14 protein-coding genes are annotated in these 16,652 nt (G+C 49.6%); 11 read left to right on the forward strand and 3 right to left on the reverse strand.

Features of this window, described 5'->3' with window-relative positions:
• Positions 1–16 precede the first annotated feature (16 nt).
• The 7 genes from HP567_RS04835 (at position 17) to HP567_RS04865 (ending at position 9,127) form a co-directional block, all read left to right on the forward strand.
• On the forward strand, positions 17–2,347 hold the full coding sequence (locus HP567_RS04835) for a histidine kinase (RefSeq protein WP_173611833.1): 2,331 nt from the start codon (positions 17–19) through the stop codon (positions 2,345–2,347).
• 12 nt (positions 2,348–2,359) lie between these two features.
• Positions 2,360–3,085 (forward strand): hypothetical protein, encoded by a 726-nt coding sequence (locus HP567_RS04840; protein ID WP_173611954.1) that lies wholly within the window; start codon positions 2,360–2,362, stop codon positions 3,083–3,085.
• Between the two features lie 50 nt (positions 3,086–3,135).
• Positions 3,136–3,990: an arginase family protein gene (locus HP567_RS04845; RefSeq protein WP_173611955.1), complete on the forward strand. Its 855-nt coding sequence runs from the start codon at positions 3,136–3,138 to the stop codon at positions 3,988–3,990.
• Between the two features lie 524 nt (positions 3,991–4,514).
• Positions 4,515–5,081, forward strand: a complete 567-nt coding sequence (locus HP567_RS04850; RefSeq protein WP_173611834.1) for an RNA polymerase sigma factor — start codon at positions 4,515–4,517, stop codon at positions 5,079–5,081.
• The gene (locus tag HP567_RS04855; protein WP_173611835.1) at positions 5,062–6,726 is read left to right on the forward strand and encodes a DUF4179 domain-containing protein; all 1,665 of its coding nucleotides are present in this window, start codon (positions 5,062–5,064) and stop codon (positions 6,724–6,726) included. Before HP567_RS04850 ends, HP567_RS04855 begins: the two co-directional genes overlap by 20 nt.
• A gap of 189 nt (positions 6,727–6,915) precedes the next feature.
• Positions 6,916–7,482 (forward strand): RNA polymerase sigma factor, encoded by a 567-nt coding sequence (locus tag HP567_RS04860; protein ID WP_173611836.1) that lies wholly within the window; start codon positions 6,916–6,918, stop codon positions 7,480–7,482.
• Positions 7,463–9,127 (forward strand): DUF4179 domain-containing protein, encoded by a 1,665-nt coding sequence (locus HP567_RS04865; protein WP_173611837.1) that lies wholly within the window; start codon positions 7,463–7,465, stop codon positions 9,125–9,127. Before HP567_RS04860 ends, HP567_RS04865 begins: the two co-directional genes overlap by 20 nt.
• Positions 9,128–9,186: 59 nt before the next feature.
• On the opposite strand, the gene HP567_RS04870 is transcribed toward HP567_RS04865, so the two are convergent.
• Together HP567_RS04870 and HP567_RS04875 are read right to left on the reverse strand one after the other, a co-directional pair.
• Entirely contained in the window at positions 9,187–9,816 is a 630-nt protein-coding gene (locus HP567_RS04870; protein ID WP_173611838.1) for an HXXEE domain-containing protein, read from the reverse strand.
• A gap of 12 nt (positions 9,817–9,828) precedes the next feature.
• Complete coding sequence (locus HP567_RS04875) at positions 9,829–10,419, reverse strand: TetR/AcrR family transcriptional regulator (RefSeq protein WP_173611839.1); 591 nt, start codon at positions 10,417–10,419, stop codon at positions 9,829–9,831.
• A 199-nt stretch (positions 10,420–10,618) separates the two neighbouring features.
• Between HP567_RS04875 and ytaF the strand changes: the two genes are divergently transcribed.
• The 4 genes from ytaF to HP567_RS04895 all read left to right on the forward strand — a co-directional run bounded on the left by ytaF (position 10,619) and on the right by HP567_RS04895 (position 16,041).
• Entirely contained in the window at positions 10,619–11,296 is a 678-nt protein-coding gene (ytaF, locus tag HP567_RS04880; protein WP_173611840.1) for a sporulation membrane protein YtaF, read from the forward strand.
• Positions 11,297–11,403: 107 nt separating this feature from the next.
• Positions 11,404–14,208: a calcium-translocating P-type ATPase, SERCA-type gene (locus tag HP567_RS04885; protein WP_173611841.1), complete on the forward strand. Its 2,805-nt coding sequence runs from the start codon at positions 11,404–11,406 to the stop codon at positions 14,206–14,208.
• A 30-nt stretch (positions 14,209–14,238) separates the two neighbouring features.
• A complete protein-coding gene (gene yunB / locus HP567_RS04890) occupies positions 14,239–14,940 on the forward strand; it encodes a sporulation protein YunB (protein WP_173611842.1) in 702 nt (233 codons plus the stop codon).
• Positions 14,941–15,066: 126 nt separating this feature from the next.
• Positions 15,067–16,041 carry a copper amine oxidase N-terminal domain-containing protein gene (locus HP567_RS04895; protein ID WP_173611843.1) on the forward strand — a complete coding sequence of 325 codons (975 nt, stop codon included), beginning with the start codon at positions 15,067–15,069 and terminating at the stop codon, positions 16,039–16,041.
• A 40-nt stretch (positions 16,042–16,081) separates the two neighbouring features.
• Here HP567_RS04895 and HP567_RS04900 read toward each other — a convergent pair whose 3' ends face one another.
• Positions 16,082–16,603, reverse strand: coding sequence for a GNAT family N-acetyltransferase (locus HP567_RS04900; protein ID WP_173611844.1), 522 nt, complete (start codon positions 16,601–16,603; stop codon positions 16,082–16,084).
• Positions 16,604–16,652: the final 49 nt, after the last annotated feature.

Here is a 16,652-nt window from a genome sequence, read left to right on the forward strand (position 1 = left end):
GAAGGAGGGCTGCGAGATGGTAGAGCAGTTTCGGCGAAAGTCCCCGGAGGAAATCTTGCAGTCCATCTCCAGAATGCACCGGGGCAGGCTGAAAATCATTCTGGGGGCAGTCAGTGGTTCAGGTAAAACCTATCACCTGCTAATGGAAGGGCAGTCGCTTAAGAAAAAAGGGATTGATGTGGTCGTAGCTGGCTCAGGCGAGGCCACTCATCCCAAGCTGGCGCAAAAGCGGGAGGGCTTGGAGCAAATCCAGCCAATCATCTGGTATTCCCTCGGGGAAGCGAGACATGATCTGGACGTTGCAGCCATTATCGAGCGTGATCCGGAAGTGGTTCTCGTAGACGGTTTGGCTCATCGCAATCGTCCAGATGCCCAGCGTGTAACCCGGCTCGACGATGTTCAGTATTTGTTGAATCACAATATTAGTGTGATTGCGACGGTCAACATTTACGAATTGGCGGGGATGAAAGAAATGGCGGAGCGACTGACGAAGGCAGAAGTGCGTATCGACCAGTGTGTACCTGAGGATACGCTTGCCATGGCTGACGAGGTGAAATTGCTCGACGTCACGCCAGAAGCCATTCTGAAAAGGCTGCAAGAAGATGATCGCAACCCGACTCGAACCAAGCATCCGTTGTTTCGCAGAGACAATCTGCATATGCTGCGAGAACTCGCTCTTCGGTTCGTAGCTACAGGCGTAAACGAGGATTTGGAGGATTATCGAGAGAAGCACGGTATGGTAGGGGCTTCCGGAGCCACAGAGAAGGTGTTGGTTTCTGCCCAGTATCATTGGAACGGGTCGATATTGGTTCGGCGAGGACAACAGGTTGCCAAGCGGCTCGGCGGAGAGCTCTTGGTCGTCTGTTTTCTCCCTTTATCCAAGAAACTGACGAAGGAAGAAGCGACTTTTAAGAGATCCATCGGAAAGCTCGTGGACAAAGTCGGAGGTACCTTTGAAGAGCAGATGCTTGCACATGAAAAGGGCGTAGCAAACGAGCTCGTCGCTTATGCGATGGAGAATAATGTGACCCGAATCGTCATGGGGCAGTCCAAGCGTACGCGCTGGGAAGAGATATGCTATGGCTCCATCGTCCATAAGATTCTTCGGCAAACGAAAAATATTGATATCCTAATCGTAGCGGACCGTTCTGAGCGGGACGGTGAGCGCGTTATGCCGACCAAGCGTGAACAAGCGGTAACGCCCAATCCGTACCGCCGACTCTCTGATGAGGAGATGCAGCAGAAAATCGGGAAAATCAAGCGCGGTACGCTAAAAGTATATGTGGGAGCCGCACCTGGTGTCGGCAAGACGTACACGATGCTCCGAGAAGGCAACGAGCTCGCCGAAAATGGCATCGACGTGGTGATTGGGCTTTTAGAAACGCATGGACGAAAAGAAACCATTGAGCAGGTAGGGGGACTTCCTCTTATCCCGCGCAAGCGTATTCCGTACAAAAACGTGACGTTGGAAGAAATGGATACGGACGAAATCATCCAGCGAAATCCGGAGGTCGTACTGGTGGATGAGCTGGCACATACGAATGTGCCGGGGAGTGCCTATGAGAAGCGATACCACGATGTCGAGAAGATTTTGGCTGCGGGTATTTCCGTCATATCCACGATGAACATTCAGCACATGGAGAGCTTAAACGACAGCGTCGAACAAATCACGGGAATTCGCGTGCGAGAGACGGTACCGGATCATATTTTGCATCAGGCAGATGAGGTCGAGCTGATCGATATTTCACCCAAAGCACTGCGTCAGCGGATGCGGGAGGGCAATATTTACGCGATGGAAAAGGTAGAGCAGTCGCTGACCAACTTTTTCAAAACAGGGAATTTGATCGCGCTACGGGAGTTGGCCTTGCGTGAAGTGGCGGACGACGTCGACGAACGCTTGGAGGCGTGGGAGCGACGAACGCTTCGCGGGCCTTGGCGGCAGCAGGAAGTCATTTTTGTCTGTGTGAATTTGCGCGCAGACAGTGAACGATTGATTCGCCGAGGATTCCGAATTGCCTATCGGCTGAAGGCGTCCTGGCATGTAGCTTACGTGCAGGATCATTCGTCGCTGACAGAAGAGGAAGAGACGCAGCTGGCGAAGCTGAAGGCACTAACAGAGCGGCTCGGAGGTCGCTTCGAACAATACGAAGCCCCTTCTCGGCGCAAGGTTTTCACCAAGCTGGTTTGGCATATGAACGAAAAAGGAACGACGCAGGTCGTCATCGGGCAGTCGGCGCGGACCCGCTGGAAGGAAATTCTCGAGGGTTCGGTCATTCAGCGATTATTGAGGGAGGTCCGACACATGGATGTGCTGGTCGTGGCCGATCACGCATCCGAAATGATGTGAGGGAGGGTAATGATGGGCACAGAAAAAGAAGGGCAATGGGACCAAAGCGTGGCAGACGCCTATAGCCGTTTGGAGTGCCTGATACTAGAGCCAACTACGGAGGCAGATTTGTTTTCCAGGCTGATACGGGTCTACCTGGAGGAAGAAGAAGTGCGCATACGGCAAAAGCTAAAGCGCAAATCCTCGCAGCGAATCTCTCGCGTCATGCATGAACGGGTGGGTGAGTTTTTGTCTGGGCAGTTGACCGGGCTTTCGTTTCAAGTGATTGACGGTCTCTTGTTTATAAAGAGGCAAGAGCAGCTAGTCGGGGCACTCAAATGCATCCCAGATCTCGGCAGCTACGATACTCCGTCCTGGAATGCAACACTTGCCCGTTTTGCCAAGCAGTATCAGAAGCGGTTCCAGCTGGCGCCAGAGAAGCTGCTGTTCGTTGTCTGCTCGCTCGCCAAAAGCTTGGATGCAGCTCATGCCAAGGCGTTGACCGGAATTGATGTGTGGTGTGGTGCGGCATTAACGACTCCCGCTTATCGGGATGCGCTGCAAACGTATGTCAGCAAATGTGTGGAGGTCATGGACGCTCTCCCGCAGCCTGTGCACCAAGTGTATTTTTTAAGTGCAGATGTCCATCCGAATGCGCTTGCTTGCCAATTGCTGCGCGGGGAAAAAGCATCCATGCCAGATCGTTGGTTGCGACCGTCCGTCGGTGATCTCATCCAATTACTGCACGCGAAGCTGTGATATACTTTTAGGGATGGTCATACGATGAATTTCCTTGGGAGGGACTTTTTATCAAAGTAAAAGTAGCTGGTATCCCGCATTTCACAGGGGCTTACATTTCGGGCACACAGCTTGCTCCAGATGCATTGCGGAGCGCAGGATTGATCGAGCATTTGCAGCAGCGTGGTCTGAGCGTGCAGGACGTAGGGAATCTGAAGCTTCCGGATGATTTGCCTCGCCACAATATTCCACCAGTTCGTAACTGGCCGGCACCGCGCATGTTCTGGGATTTGCTGCAAAAGGACGCGCAAGAGTGGCTCGATACAGACGACTTTGTCTTGATGCTCGGCGGCGATTGCAGCTTGGTCGTTGCAACAGCACAGGCTCATCAGGCTCAGTATCAGGAAAAAGCGTATCTGCTCGTGCTTGACGGTCATCTCGATGCAGTAGTGCCATCCGCTTCTCGCTGTATTGGGGCGGCAGGGATGGGTTTGTGGTTTTTGCTTCAGGATCGCGGACAATGGATCGAGCCAAGCGGCTGGGACGCAGAGCGAATCCGCCTCATCGGCTGCCAGCAGATGCCTGGAGAGACTTTCGGCGTTGACGTCATGACCTTGGCTCAGCTCACAGAGGGAAGCATCGTGGAACGAGTTTCTCATATGCTCCAATCGATCCCGCCTGATGCCAAAATCCTCGTTCATTTCGACGTAGATATCATGCACAAAGACGCGATGCCAGCGGCCTATTCCCCAAGCGAGACAGGATTGTCGCTGTCCGAAGCGGAGGCATTACTGGCAACTGTCTTGCGAGATTCGCGCGTGACAAGTATGGAAGTGACGGAATTCTCAGGGGTAAGGGATACCACTGGCGAGTATGCGCAGAGGCTGGTAGAGTTGCTCGCCCGGGCACTAGCTGCACGTGTTTAAAGTACTCCCATTCGAAAAAGAATAGATTTGTTAGCAAGTGAGCTCGGCAGTCCTGATTTGTTCAGGCTGTCGAGCTCTTTTTTGGGCGATCTTCCTAAGTTTTTAAAGGTACCGATTAGCCAAGAAAGCTGGTGAAAAGAAAAAGCACAGGGCTCGCAGACCTTGACAACGCCTACCCAGTCGGAACTTTAAAAAGAGGTCCACGCTTGTCGAACACTTCTTCTCAGAGAAACGTCCGCCCGTAGGGTGGCTTTGGCTCGACGGTCCTCTTTTTAAAGTGGAGACGGACAGTCAATCCCCCACGCTGGCGTGTCAGAGTTGAAGAGACCTGTGCTTTTTCTTCTCCTCCACTATGTTGACTCAAACAAATAGCTTTGAAGCCCTCTTATGACGGGAAAATAAATTTTTTAAAAATAAGGAGAAAGGATTTTCCCGCTCATTCGTATTAGTGTTGAATCAACCAAAACGGAAGCTGCGCAGCATTCCCCAAAGGCTGATCGGTGATAGATGGAGGAGTAGTAGAAATGCCGGACGATCGGGAATTGATCGAGCAAATCCTGGCTGGCAATCACCAGCTGTACAGTCAGATTATCGACAGGTACAAGGGCAAGATCGTGACCTACTTGTACAAAATGATCGGCAACATGCCAGACGCACAGGATTTGGCTCAAGACGTGTTTACCAAAACCTTTTACCTATTGAAAGACTATCGGCCTGAGCACAAGTTTTCTTCATGGCTGTATCGAATCGCGAGCAATCATTGTCTCGATGAAATACGAAGACGCAAAAGGGCGGAGCAGACCGCAATTGTGGAGGCACAGATCGTTGATCCAGAGACACCAGAAACCACTCTGTTAAAAAAGGAGCGAGACGCCCAGCTGGAGCGCAGTATCATGCTGCTGGATGAGGAGTATCGCGAGGTGTTCGTCCTACATTACTTGAAGCGTCTGTCTTATCGGGAAATCAGCGAGAGACTGTCTCTTACGGAGAGCGCTGTTCAAATGCGCTTGTTCCGTGCTCGTAAAGAGATGAAGAAAAGCCTGACGAAAACAATGGGAGGGGGAGATGTTTATGACATGCTTCATGTTTAATCAATGGAAGCTCTATGCAAATGGCGAGCTCCCCCCTGCCGAAAGCAAAGGACTGGAGCAGCATGCAGGAGAATGCCCACAATGTCAAATCAAGCTGCAAGAGTGGGTAGATTACATGCTGGAAGAGGAATTTTCCACCTATCCGGAAGTTCCTGTACCCGATACCTTTACGGACGAGGTCATGAGTAAACTGTTCGAAGAGGTTCCCGTACGTACGGCACGGAAGCGCTCCTCCCGAACCAGAAGACAAAGGGGCTGGGATATTGTGAAGAAGACAGGACTGGTAGTAGCAGGACTAACGGCTTTGGTCGTGACAGGTACGGTCGTTTCACCGACGTTTGCCAACTATGTGAATAGCTTGTTCCAGATTGAGAAGGATGCGGATAATGGCATGAAAAATGCTGTTGATAAAGGTTTTGTCCAAAAGCTTGAGCAAAAAGTAACCGATCAAGGGATTACTTTCGAAGCAAAAGAGGTGATGGCAGACTCGATGAGAATCGCCGTGATCTATGATGTGTACGACCAGAACGGCAAGCAAATTAAAATTGGTGAAGATGGACACCTACTGAATGCTTATCTGATTGATTCAACAGGGAAAGATTGGTTGGAAGACGATGGACCAACCTTGGGTGGTCACGGAAAGTATTTTATCGTAGAGCAGCCCTTAAACACTATTTTTGAATCCGCCGAAGCTACTCCGAATATGTTGACCTTAAAATTAGAACAGACCGAAATCGCAGGGAAAAAGGGAAAATGGTCAATGGAAATCCCGATCGATATGAAGAAAGCCAAGGAAGCGACCAAAACGGTTACTTTCAAGGACACAGCTTTTCATTCACCACTGGGGATGGAGATCGAACTGGAAAAAATCGAATTTTCTCCGAGTGCGACCCGCCTGATGCTAGAAACTACTCTTGTTAAATCAGCTTATGTAGAAGTTGAAGAGGAGCGAGTAGAAGTAACCCGCGAAGGGGCGCAAGTCAAAACAATGGAAAAAAGGCAGGTTCCCATTTTATCAGGAAACGATATTGCGTACGAAATCACAAACGAAAAAGGGGATGTTGTAGCTGCTCGGGATAAGGCGTCATTGGATGAGGGGATAGCGAAGGAGAAAAACGTGCTCAATATATCTGGAATTATAGGAAAACGACAAAGTGAACATAGCCAGAAGTGGTGGCATTCTTTTGGCCCGATGCAGGGTGAACAAAAGTTAACGCTTCAGCTCCGAAAAATATATGAAATGAAACGCTCTTCTTCCAAAGTCAAAGTCGATCTGGTTCCAGCAGAACTAAACAAGAAAGCAGCGACTTTACAAGATGAAGCAGGCAGTACCTTTACGTTTTCTTCTTTTGCATGGGAACCCGGTAAAGACGAGGAGCTAGGTAAAGCTGTGATGACAGTAGAGGGGATATTAGGAAAAGACGTAGTCCAAACCAACTTTTGGTCTGCAAAGGATGAAAATGGAGATACCCACCAAGCGGACTTGGATGCAGAATACAATAGAGACAAAGACGGACGCGTACACTTCAAAGGCACGTTGGAGATTTCGCGCATGGAGCAACAACCGAAAAGTCTCTCAATATCTTTTGCTGAATATACGGTGGAGCACCACGTGAATTGGGAAGTGCCATTTGAAATCAAATAGATGAAAGACAGACAGGGGAAGAGGTTGACAGAGGCCTCTTCTTTTTTATTTGGATAACTGATTATAGAATTTTTTAAAAGTAGAGAAAGGTTTTTCCAGCAAATCCGTAATAGCTTATGAATCAACCAAAACGGAAGCTGCGCAGCATTCCCCGCTGGCTTGATCTGTGATAGATGGAGGAGTAGCAAAATGCCGGACGATCAGGAACTAATCGAGCAAATCCTGGCTGGCGATCATGAGCAGTACAGACAAATTGTCGACAGATACAAGGGCAAGATGGTCGGTTATTTGTACAGGATGATCGGAAACATGCCAGACGCACAGGATTTGGCTCAAGACGTGTTTATCAAAACCTTTTATCGTTTACACGACTATCGGCCTGAGTACAGGTTTTCGTCGTGGCTGTATCGAATTGCGAGCAATCATTGTTTCGATGAAATGCGAAAACGCAAACGGACAGAGCAGGTAGAAATCGATGAGGAGCAGCTGATTGACCCGGACACGCCTGAAACAACTTTGTTGAAAAAGGAACGGGACGCAGCGCTGGAACGCAGCATTATGCTGCTGGATGAGGAGTATCGCGAGGTATTCGTCCTGTTTTACCTACAGCGACTGTCGTATCGGGAGATCAGCGAGCGACTTTCTCTATCGGAGAGCTCCGTTCAGATGCGATTATTCCGCGCCCGCAAAAAGATGAAGGACAGCCTAGAGAAAACGATGGGAGGGGGAGCTATTTATGAAATGCTTCATGTTTAATCAATTGAAGCTATACGTAAACGATGAGCTGGCCCCTGCCGAGAGCAAAGGATTGGAGCAACATGTGGAAAATTGCCCACAATGCCAGAAGCACCTGCAAGAGTGGGGAGAAGGCATGCAAGAAGTGGATTTTTCCGACATTCCAGAGGCTCCTGTACCCGATACGTTTACAGATGAGGTCATGGATAAGCTGTCTGATGCAGTTCCTCCACGTTCTACGCGAAAGCACTCCTCCCGAACCAGAAGACAAAGGGGTTGGGATATTGTGAAGAAGACAGGATTGGTAGTAGCAGGACTTACGGCGTTGGTGGTGACCGGAACGGTTGTATCACCTACGTTTGCGAATTATGTGAATAGCTTGTTCCAAATGGAAAAAGATGCGGATAGCGGTATGAAAAATGCCGTCAATAAAGGCCTTGTTCAAAAGCTGGAGCAGAAGGCAACCGATCAAGGAATTACTGTCGAGTTAAAAGAGCTGTTGGCTGACTCGATGAGAATCGCAGTCATCTATGATGTGTACGACGAGAGCGGCAAGAAGATTGAAGATCATAATTTGAATGCGAAGCTGATTGATCAGAACGGTAAGGATTGGTTTGAGGATGATGGAGGAGATAATTGGGGAAGTCATGGAGAGTTTTTCATCACAGAGCGATATTTGAATGAAATCTTCAAATCACCTGATACGACTCCTGACAAACTAACCTTACATTTAGAACAGACAGAAATCGCAGGTAAGACAGGGAAATGGTCATTGGAAATTCCGATCGATATGAAGAAAGCCAAGGAAGCGACGAAAACGGTTGTCTTCCAGGATACGGCCTTTCAATCGCCACAAGGTCTAGGGATTGAGCTGAAAAATATCGAATTTTCCCCAAGTGCGACACGGGTCATGCTAGATACTATTTCCCCAAAATCAGCTTATTTGGAGGTTGAACGTACGTCGATCCTGTACGATCGGAAAAATCCGCAAGGGGCTATTATCACAGAAAAAGAGCGTGATCCTGCTTTTTCGGGAGAGAATATGATGTACGAAATCACCAATGAAAAAGGGGAAGTGGTAGCAGCTTGGGATATGAAATCATTGGATGATGGGCTTGATAACAAGGAGAATGTTCTTTTCACACCAAGAACAGAAGAAGAAGCGGAAGAAAGACCAGAAGGCGATGTCTTGAATTGGTGGCATACATTTGGCCCGATACAGGGAGAACAAAAATTAAAGCTTGAGCTAAAGAAAATTTATGAGAAAAAGCTGGCTTCGCCTAAATTTGATCTGGTTCCAACAGAACTGGAGAAGAAAGCTGCGACTTTCAAGGATGAGACAACTGGCAGTACCTTTACATTCTCTTCTTTTGCATGGAAGCCAGGTAACGGTGAAGATCTAGGTGAGGCCGTAATGACCATAGAGGGTACATTAGGAAAAGGCATAGTTGATAACCACGATTGGTTTGTAAAGGATGAAAATGGGAAGAATTTCGCTGCGTCAGTGAGCACGGAAAGCACCAGAGACAAGGACGGACGGGTACAGATCAAAGGTGAGATCACGATTCCGCGCTTGAAGCAACAACCGAAAAAGCTCACGGTATCCTACGCTACCTATATGGTGGAACACGACGTGAAGTGGGAAGTGCCGATTGAAATCAAATAGTTCAAAGAAAAGGAAGAGGCCGACAGTGGCCTCTTCTTTTTCTTTTCAGGAGCTGGTTTTTATGATTTGTGTACGTAAGGCCCCAACTGTTGACGAGTAAAGGTATAACGGGAATTTTCGTCCTTTAGCCACATATTCCCCTTCACAATGAGAATATACACTGCAACGATGAAGTAGCCCGTCCCAATGATCCAGTCTGACGTCGTTACCATGCCAGTGGAGATAATGTGCCGGATATACCATACCCCGATCGGGATGTGGAAGACGATAACGGCGAACAAGCCCGGATTGTAGAGCGTTTTCGCTTTTAGATTCGCAAAAATTCCATGCCAGATAAACTGGAAGAAGCCCATTAGAATCGGTGCCAAGCCGAGCCAGACGACAGTTGGGAACAACAGGGGAACCAGATAAAAGACATAGGCAATGACCAGGTTGATGATCATCGCAGACTGTGGATTCAGCGGGTATCGTTCTGGATGGCTGCTTTTGAAAATCAAACCATTAAACAGGCCGGCAAAATATCCGGGCCAACGATACTCTTCATACTGATGAACAAGGATGGCGATGAAGCTTAGCCACAACAGCCGCTCGATAACAGGAATGGTACTCCATTGCAGCATGACATGCAGACCAACACCTACTGCCACCAACAACCCGAGGTCAGGCCAATATTTTCGCAAAAAGCCCATTTGTCTCTCCCCCTATTTTTCATGAAAATAGCGTGCGAATAACAAATCAATCTGTTGGTCTACCGAAGCGACCTCGATGCCAGCCCCTGTAGACAATATCGATTTGAGCAAGGCAGGAAGAAATATCGCTCCAAACAACTGCATGATCATCATCATGAGAACCTCATGGTTTTCTTCGTGGGTAATTTCCTTCAAAACTCCCGCAATCTTCACAAACCCGATGCTTTTGAGAAATTGACCGTATTCATATTGAGAGGTAAATACAGCGCCACCAAGTGAGAAGATTCGGGAAACCAGCTCGGGATATTGCTGGATGATCTGCACGTAGCTCATTAAAAACTGCTTGAGTCGTTCTTGGGGAAGCAGTGAGGTGTTATCCAAGATATCAAATGTAGGTGTAAAGCTTCCTAGAAAGGCACTGAGGGCTTCATTGATGAGCCTATCCTTGGAACCGAAATAGTAGTTAACCAAAGCTACGTTTGTACCGGAATCCGCTGCGATTTTCCGCACTGTCACACTCTCGAAGCCTTCCATCTTGATTAAATCAAGTGTCGATTGCAAAATTTTTGCTTTCGTTTCGCTGTTTTTATCTGCCTGTGACATGACCAACCTCCTTTTTATTGAAAGTAAGAGTGTTTTGTCAAACAACGTTTTAAACATTGTTTAATTTAATGGTAACAGTTCCCAAGTGGTATGGCAATATTCGTTTTCAACATTCGTAGTCAAACCTTATTCGTTTCTTGGCACATCAGCGGAGCTTTTCGCGTATACCTAATAGGCAATGGGAAAGAGGTGACCACATATGAGCGGATGGCTCGCACTCCTGCTCGTTTCCCTGGCCATCAGCATGGACAGTGTCAGTGTAGGATTGACGTATGGTTTACGGAACATGAGAATGCCCTTTTTGTCGCTCGTTGTCGTTTCCGGTTGTTCGTTTGCTGTTGTATATGGTGTCATGCTCGTAGGCTCATCCCTCACCGAATGGTTAACACCCGAGATTGGCCAGTATATTGGAGCCGCGGTCTTGATCCTCATGGGTTTGTTTACTCTGTGGCGGCTCATTGCGACACGGTCGGGGACAGAGGATCAGGAGTCTACTGCTGTTGTAGCCGCAGAAAAACAGGAAGAGCAGGAGCCCATCGTATTATTGTCGCAGTTCCGCATTTTTGGTGTCATGATTCAGATTTTAAAAGATCCATCCAAAGCCGATGCTGACCGTTCTGGGCATATTATGGGCTGGGAGGCCGTCATGTTGGGGCTGGCCCTGTCATTGGATGCTTTCGGCGCAGGCATTAGCCTTACGTTTTTGGGATACTCACCACTGCTCGTCGCTCTCTGTATTGCGGTGATGAGTGCCTTGCTTCTTGTGATAGGAATTGCCCTCGGCAGGCGCGCCGGAAAAGCCAGATGGCTGACGCGACTCACCTGGCTGCCGCCGATTTTGTTGATTTGCATTGGTGTAGCCAAAAGTTTGAAATAATCGACAAACTAACGCGGACCCGTCCAGATAAATGGACGGGTTGTTTTATTTTCGAGCTCGTCTGCATACACATGAAAATGAGTGAGATGTGGATGGAGGAGATGTAGGTGGATACACAGCCAATTCGAAAATGGTACACGCTGGCGGCGGCCGACGTGACCGAAGCCCTTCATAGTGATGCTGCGCAAGGGTTGACTCAGCAGGAGGCGGAGCGGCGACTGGCTAAACAAGGTGCCAACCAGTTGGCTGAACAAAAGCGAAAGCCTCTCTACTCGGTCTTTGTTGATCAGTTCAAGGATTTTATGGTACTCATCCTGTTCATCGCAACACTGATCTCGTACTTCCTCGGAGAGTACTTGGATGCGATTGCGATCATCGCGATCATCCTCATTAACGGCATCCTCGGTTTTATTCAGGAGGCCAAGGCTGAGCGATCCTTGCAAGCGCTAAAGGAGCTGGCATCCCCGATGGCGCGGGTCATCCGGGGTGGGAACATTTCCATGATACCGGCTTCGCGGCTGGTACCTGGTGACCTGGTGCAATTGGAGGCTGGGGATCGTGTTCCCGCAGATTTGCGCTTGCTTTCGGCCAATCGGCTAGAGGTAGAGGAGTCTGCGTTGACAGGGGAGTCTGTCCCCGTCGGAAAAAACGTGAAAAGACTGGAGACAGCCCAGGCCTCCACTGTACCGCTTGGCGACCAAAAAAATCTCGCGTTCATGGGCACGATGGTAACCGGAGGAACAGGGAGCGGTATCGTTGTCGCGACAGGGATGAGCACGGAAATCGGGAAAATCGCGCACTTGATGAATACAGCGGAAGAAGCAGAAACCCCTTTGCAGCTGCGATTGGAGCAAATGGGCAAAATTCTCGTGGTCGTCGCACTGCTGTTGACGATTGTGGTCATTGCTGCTGGTGTCTGGCATGGTCATGAGCTGTTTACGATGTTCCTCGCTGGGGTGAGCCTCGCAGTGGCGGCGATCCCGGAAGGCTTGCCGGCGATTGTGACTGTCGCGCTAGCGCTTGGCGTCCAGCGGATGATCCGCCGCAATGCGATCGTACGCAAGCTCCCATCAGTCGAGACGTTGGGCTGCGCCTCTGTTATTTGCTCCGATAAAACTGGGACCCTGACTCAAAATAAAATGACCGTTACTCAAGTGTGGCACAGCGATTCCACGTATGAGGTGAGCGGCAGCGGCTACGCACCTGAGGGAGCCTTTCACTACCTGGGGAAAATGGTATCTCCCGCCCGTGACGGAGCCCTCTCGCAAATCATCCGAATCGCAGACAGATGCAACAATGCCCGTTTGACATGCGAGGAGCAAAGCACGCGCAATCTGCTTGGGATGGGCAAGGCGTCACGCTTTTGGCAAGTTGTAGGCGACCCGACCGAAGGTGCTCTCAAGGTGCTTGCCGCGAAAGCATTGGGCGGCGATACAGAGCGTAGCAACCAAAAGAATCAGGGACAGCGTGTGGAGGAGCTACCCTTTGATTCTGACCGCAAAATGATGTCGGTCGTTGAAAAGGGGACGGACGGTGTGTATTCCCTGCTGACCAAAGGCGCGGCGGAAGCATTGCTGGCGAGATCGACACACATATTGTGGAAGGGAGAGCTCATGCCACTCTCCGCGACGTTTCGCCACCAAGTATTGGAGCAAACGGAACGGATGGCAGGCAAAGCGTTGCGCGTATTGGGCTTCGCCTATAAGACACTGCAAGGCTATCGTCCGGGACAGCCGATCGGCTCCCTGGAAAACAATCTCGTCTTTGTCGGATTGGCCGGGATGATCGATCCGCCGCGTGAAGAGGTCCGTCCAGCGATCAATCTTTGCCATCAAGCAGGAATCAAGACGGTCATGATTACAGGCGACCACAAGGTGACAGCTGAAGCAATCGCCCGGCAGATTGGTTTGATGCGTGGCTACGGAGAAGTATTGGAGGGGCGGGAGCTGGATGGCATGTCAGATGAGCAGCTCACAGAGTATGCGGAGCGAGTCACTGTCTATGCCCGTGTGTCCCCTGAGCACAAGCTGCGGATTGTCCGTGCTCTGCAAAGCCAAGGCCATGTTGTCGCCATGACTGGAGACGGTGTCAATGACGCGCCTGCGATCAAGACCTCAGACATTGGGATCGCGATGGGGATTACCGGTACGGATGTGACGAAGGAAGCCGCCGATCTCGTGCTGCGCGACGATAACTTCGCCACGATTGTCGCCGCAGTAGAGGAAGGGCGCAACATCTATGACAACATTCGAAAATTCATCCGTTATTTGCTGGCATCCAACGTAGGTGAAATTCTCGTCATGTTTTTTGCAATGCTCCTCGGGCTTCCCTTGCCTTTGGTGCCGATCCAGATCTTATGGGTCAATCTCGTGACGGATGGCTTACCAGCCATGGCGCTGGGCATCGATCAGGCGGAAAAAGATACGATGTATCAGAAGCCTCGCAACAAGGCAGAGAACATATTCAGCCGAGGGTTGGGCTGGAAGATTATTAGCCGCGGCTTTCTCATCGGGGCCATGACGCTCTTGGCGTTCTGGCTGACACTCAAAGAGAATCCGAATGACTTGGTGCACGCCCAGACTGTCGCTTTCGTCACATTGGTTATGGCGCAGCTGATTCACGTTTTCGATTGCCGGAGTCAATACAGCGTTTTTCACCGCAATGTATTTGAAAATAAATATCTCGTTTGGGCCGTACTTTCGTCGATTGTGCTCGTGATCGGTGTCGTGTACATGGAGGCGCTCCAGCCGATCTTTAAAACAACGGATCTCAATCTGCGCGATTGGGCATTAATTTTGGTCGCGGCGGGAGTTCCTACGTTTGTCGCGGGAATCGGCGGGGTGCTTACCGGCAGCAGACAGCGCACAAGCAAAGAAAAACGCCCAGCTATGCGTACGGTTCGTCCTGACTAACCGAGTCGCAAAAGGGGAGAGGGAGCCATCGTGCGCTTGAGAAGGGGAGGCTGGAAAAGACGTAGACGGAGAATTTTCGCGGGGTTCCTGCTGATTATTGTGGTATTGATCGTTTTGTTTATCGTTGTGGAACGCAGGGTAGAGCCGACGCTAATGTTGATTGCCCAAGCCAAGGCAGAGCAGGTTGCCAAGCTCGCCATTACCGATGCAGTCACCAAACGCATGACCCAGCAGGGTGTCGACGTCAATGAAGTTGTCATCATGGAGAAAGACGAGAATGGCAGCATCAAAGCGGTGAATTTTAATTTCAAAGAGTACTCCCGGATTGTGGGGGAAACGACAGCCCGTATTCAAAATCGCTTGAAGGAATTCGAGCAGGAGCACGTCCAGACAACCATACCACTAGGCTTGGCTACGAAAAACGTCTTTCTGGAGCACTTTGGGCCTGATATTCCGGTGTCGTTCGTCCCGATTGGAGCCGTCAAAACGAAGCTGGAAACAGGCCTGAAGCAAGCCGGGATCAACATGGTGCTGGTGACTGTCTACATTCATGTCGAGGTCGATTTGCGGGTCATTATCCCGTTCGCGACTAAACAACAGACGGTCACCACACAAATCCCGGTCTCCGAAGCCCTGATTGTCGGCAAGGTACCGACTTATTTGTACGACAACCAGTCTGGTAAGCCCGATGTGCCGATGCCACAAAACAGCCAAATCCCAAGCCAGCCGTGATGTTTTTCGCTTTTACGCGAACGATTTACACATCTATGAAAATTAATTTGAAACGTTTCTGAAAGGGTGCCGTCCAATGAATAGAGACACACAAAAACAAGCAAGCACATTGGAGGCATAAACAATATGAAAACATTCCGTACAGGTATGATGACAATCGCGGCACTGGCCGTTTTGGGAACTAGCGTGGCATCTGCAACCTCCGAACCAGTAAAAGAACTTTCTGTTAACATTAACGGTCAATCAATCGCACAAGATGCGATCTTCGATAAAGGTCAACAAACCGTACTGGTTCCACTTCGTCCTGTTGCTGAAGCCCTTGGTTTCAAAGTAAGCTGGAACGACAAGGAAAAAGCAGCAGAAGTGCAAAGAGGCGCGATCACCAGCTACGCAAAAGAAGGAGAGGATCGCTATCCTTTCGCAAAAATGTACAAAACGCTGGGAGCAGAGCCTCGCGTACTGGATGGCAGCACCTATGTGCCAGTTAAATTCGTAGACGAAATCCTGCAAGCAGACGTGAATGTAACCGATGATACAGTGACAGTAGTGGAGGACGAAATCGCTCCTATGCGCACAGGTACCATTACGAACATCAACAAATCCGATAAAGGCTACTCGGTTACACTGAACATCTATGAGTCTGGCATCATCCTGCACCTGACAGAAGACACCAAAATTACGGATGAAGCTGGTAAAGTGCTGAAGCCAGAAGATTTGAAGCTGGGTATGGCCGTAGATGCTACGACCGAAAAATTCATGGCGATGAGCTTGCCGCCACAAACGAGCGCGCTCAGCATCACGGTAAAAGGTGGACTGGAGACTCAGGACGTCCTGGGGACAGCGGGAAAAGTAGCGAACATCTCTGCTGACAAAGACGGCAACTACAAAATGCTCGTAGAAGGTCGCGGTATTACTGCCACCTCCCAAGAAAAAATCAACCTGAACATTACCGAGAAAACGGTGATCATCAATGCGCGAGACAACAAAGTACTCTCGCCAGCTGAACTGAAAGAGGATATGCAAGTAGTGGCCTTTTACGGCCCAATGATGACAAAGAGCCTGCCGCCTATCGGCACAGCTGAGAAAATCGTAGTAGAGTAAGAGAAAGAACGGGATGGCATTTGCTGTCCCGTTTTTACGTTCATGACTGGATCGAGTATTTCATACAGATGACGCGACCGATCTTTTCCGTCTCTCTTTCCTCGTAGACAGCAAAACCGTATCTCTCGTAAAAAGGCACGACCCGGCTATTCTTCTCCAAAACGGCCAGATGCAGAGAGGTGTAGCCGTTTTCCCGGTACCAGGCAATTAATGTATCCAGGAATTCTCTAGCGTAGCCGTGACTCTGGTAGGCGCTGTGCAGCATGATGAGGCCGAGCCAAGGCTGGCCATCCCGCGGATTACGCAAAATGAACTGGGCGATCCCGATGATTTCGGTACCGTGTACTTCTCTTATCGAAAAGCTGTAGGAGTCCGCAAAAGCCAGATTATCTTGATGGTCATCTGCTACTGTCTGCAAAGTGACGACTCGTTTTCCGAAGGCAAACTCCATATAATCGGGGTTTGAATTGTACACCATCAGCAGTTCGGGGAAATCGTGTTCCGTGACGGGCTGAAAAACCAATCGAGCGCTATAGGCTGGGAAGGGAGTAGTGCTAGGCATGTCAAAAGCTCCTTCCAGTGAATTTGTCATTAATCTAATTAGATGATAT

It is taken from the genome of Brevibacillus sp. M2.1A, from assembly GCF_013284355.2.
Lineage (GTDB): Bacteria > Bacillota > Bacilli > Brevibacillales > Brevibacillaceae > Brevibacillus.